3 protein-coding genes are annotated in these 2,718 nt (G+C 68.4%); 2 read left to right on the top strand and 1 reads right to left on the bottom strand.

Features of this window, described 5'->3' with window-relative positions:
- The first annotated feature begins 140 nt into the window (after positions 1–140).
- Both FNH05_RS35840 and FNH05_RS35835 read left to right on the top strand, forming a co-directional pair.
- Positions 141–674: a GNAT family N-acetyltransferase gene (locus FNH05_RS35840; RefSeq protein WP_144593280.1), complete on the top strand. Its 534-nt coding sequence runs from the start codon at positions 141–143 to the stop codon at positions 672–674.
- A gap of 299 nt (positions 675–973) precedes the next feature.
- A complete protein-coding gene (locus FNH05_RS35835; protein ID WP_186382912.1) occupies positions 974–1,600 on the top strand; it encodes an AMP-binding protein in 627 nt (208 codons plus the stop codon).
- A 37-nt stretch (positions 1,601–1,637) separates the two neighbouring features.
- Here FNH05_RS35835 and FNH05_RS35830 read toward each other — a convergent pair.
- Positions 1,638–2,718: glycerol-3-phosphate dehydrogenase/oxidase (locus FNH05_RS35830; RefSeq protein ID WP_144593278.1), on the bottom strand; the 1,081-nt coding region annotated here is incomplete at its 5' end.

The following is a 2,718-nucleotide window of genomic DNA, read 5'->3' as shown; positions in this document are numbered from 1 at the left end:
CGCCGGTTCTCCGCCGGTGCCGTCCCGATCGCGGCGATCATCGCGGTGCTGCTGTTCTTCACCGTGGCCCGGGGTATCTGGCTGGTGTTCCTGCTGCCCGCCGCGGTCGCACTGGTCCTCGGTTCGAGGTCCCGGTAGTGATGGAACCCATCGAGATCAACGCCGGGGAGTACTACCTGCGGCAGTTGCGCGCCGACGACCTCCTCGACGACCGGCCCGCACTCGTGGAGGCCTTCGCCGACCCCGAGCACTCCCGCTACATCCTGAACTACAACGTGCGCAATCGCGCCGAGGCCGGCCGGTACGTGGCGCAGCGGGCCGCCGAGTGGTACGCCGACGACCGGTGTTCCTGGGCCATCGCCGAGCCCACCACCGGCGCCCTGCTCGGCGAGGTCGGGCTCAAGAGCCTCGATCTCGCGGCGGGCACGGCCGAGATCGCGTTGTGGGTCCACCCGAAGCAGCGCGGCCGGGGCATCGCCCCGACCGCGGTCGACGCCGCGGTGCGCTTCGGTTTCGGCGCCCTGGGCCTCAACGAGATCGCCTACCGGCACCATCCCGACAACCACGCCTCGGCGGCCGTGGCCCGGCGCTGCGGCTTCACCAGGGTGGGTTTCGGGGAAGATCCGAACCAACTGGGTGAACGGCTCGTCCGGTGGATCCGCACGGCGTCCTGAACCATCCACCGCGGCGGACGGCATCGCCCTCCCGAACTTCGCGTCGGAACCTCCGCGAGGAGATTTCACCGGAAATCAGCATGCCGTTCATCTCGGTGTAGACGATGGTGACGCGCTCGCCGAGCGCACCACCACAGGCGTTCGGCGGAAGGACTGGACCACCGGGGCAAACCATGCGCGAGTCGGACATCGGGAGCCTTTCCGACCCGGCTGTGCCGGGTGACACAATTCCTTTCACATTCCCGGATGTTGTGATGATCTGGAGTCGGATACCTGATTCAGCGCCGAACGGGGGAAACGTGGGCGACTCCAGCCTGTTCCTGACCCGCATCCTCGACGTGCTGTGTGATGGCGGCGACAAAATCGCTTTTGCCCACCGTAGCCGGTCGATGAGCTACCGGGAGACCTTTGACACATTGCGACGACTGCATGCGACGCTGAAAAGCGAGGGGATTTCCCCGGGACAAACGGTCGCAATCACCGGCGGAAACATGCCGGAAACAATTCTTCTGCAGATTGCCGCGCAGTTGCGTGGCGCCCGTGTGATCCATGTCGAAAACGGCATGCCACTCGACGATCTCCAGGCCGACCACGTGCTCTCCTCCGATCCGGACGGCCCGCTTCTGCTCGCCGGAAACGGCGCGAAGACCAGCCACGCCGACATCGTGATGCCCGGCAAGGTCGAAACGCTGTTCGCCGTCGAGAACGGTGCGCCCGTCCGTTATGACGAGACCTACGAGGAACTGGCCCGCACGATCGAGCCGCACGCGGGCGAACCCGAGCGGATTCTGCTGATCGCCCCCATGTCGCACCCGATCGGCAACCGCATCACGGTGAAGGCACTCCTCGCGGGTGACACCGTCGTGCTCCACGAGCGGACGCGGGAACCGTTGCAGAGCGCCTCGGCGCAGGGACCGGGCGAGTAGACCGGACAGGGCTGAACCGGACTGAACCGGAGCGGCGCTATCCCACCGGTTCGATCAGGCGTGCCCGCGCCTCCGGCGCCGAGGACCGCCGGGCGTCCGCCGCTTCGTCGCTCGGCTGCGCCTGGGAGTCCCGCTCGGCCTCGACCCGCGCCGTGTAGACGTCGACCTCCCTGGTGATCATCGGGTCGGACCAGCCGAGCACCTCGCCCATGAGGCGCGCCACCTGCTCCGCGCAGGCCACCCCTCGATGGGGGTATTCGATCGAGATCCTCGTGCGACGGGCCAGCACGTCCTCCAGATGCAGCGCCCCCTCGTGGCTCGCCGCGTACACCGCCTCCGCGGCGAGGTAGTCCGGCGCATGCTCCAGCGGCCGCAACAACTCCGGCCGCCCCTCGGCCGCCTGGAGCACCTCGTGCACGAGCGAGCCGTAACGGTCCAGCAGATGCCTCACCCGGTAGGGATGCAGCCCGTGCTGCATCGCCAGGTGATCGGCCTGGTTCACCAGCGCGTGGTAGCCGTCGGCACCGAGCAACGGCACCTTGTCGGTGATCGACGACGGCGGGCGGCCCGGCAGGTCCACCACCGCCGCGTCGACCGCGTCCCTGGCCATCACCCGGTAGGTCGTGTACTTGCCGCCTGCGATGGCCACCAGTCCCGGCGCCACCCGCGCCACGGCGTGCTCGCGGGACAGCTTGGAGGTCTCCTCGCTCTCCCCCGCCAGCAGCGGCCGCAGACCGGCGTAGACGCCCTCGATGTCGTCGTGCGTCAACGGGGTGGCGAGCACCTTGTTCACGTGCCCCAGGATGTAGTCGATGTCGTTCCTCGTCGCCGCGGGATGCGCGAGATCGAGGTTCCAGTCGGTGTCGGTGGTCCCCACGATCCAGTGATTGCGCCACGGGATGACGAACAGGACCGACTTCTCGGTGCGCAGGATCACCCCTGTTTCCGCCACGATCCGGTCCCTCGGCACCACCACGTGCACGCCCTTGCTGGCCCGCACCCGGAACCGGCCGCGACTGCCGGACAACCGCTGCAGTTCGTCGGTCCACACCCCCGTGCAGTTGACCACCACCCCGGCCTGGATGTCGGTCTCCCGGCCGTCCTCCACGTCCCGCACC

The sequence above is a fragment of the Amycolatopsis rhizosphaerae genome, from assembly GCF_007713715.1.
GTDB lineage: Bacteria > Actinomycetota > Actinomycetes > Mycobacteriales > Pseudonocardiaceae > Amycolatopsis_E > Amycolatopsis_E rhizosphaerae.
Note: the sequence above shows the minus strand (reverse complement) of the source record. Positions and strands in the feature narration are given on the sequence as shown.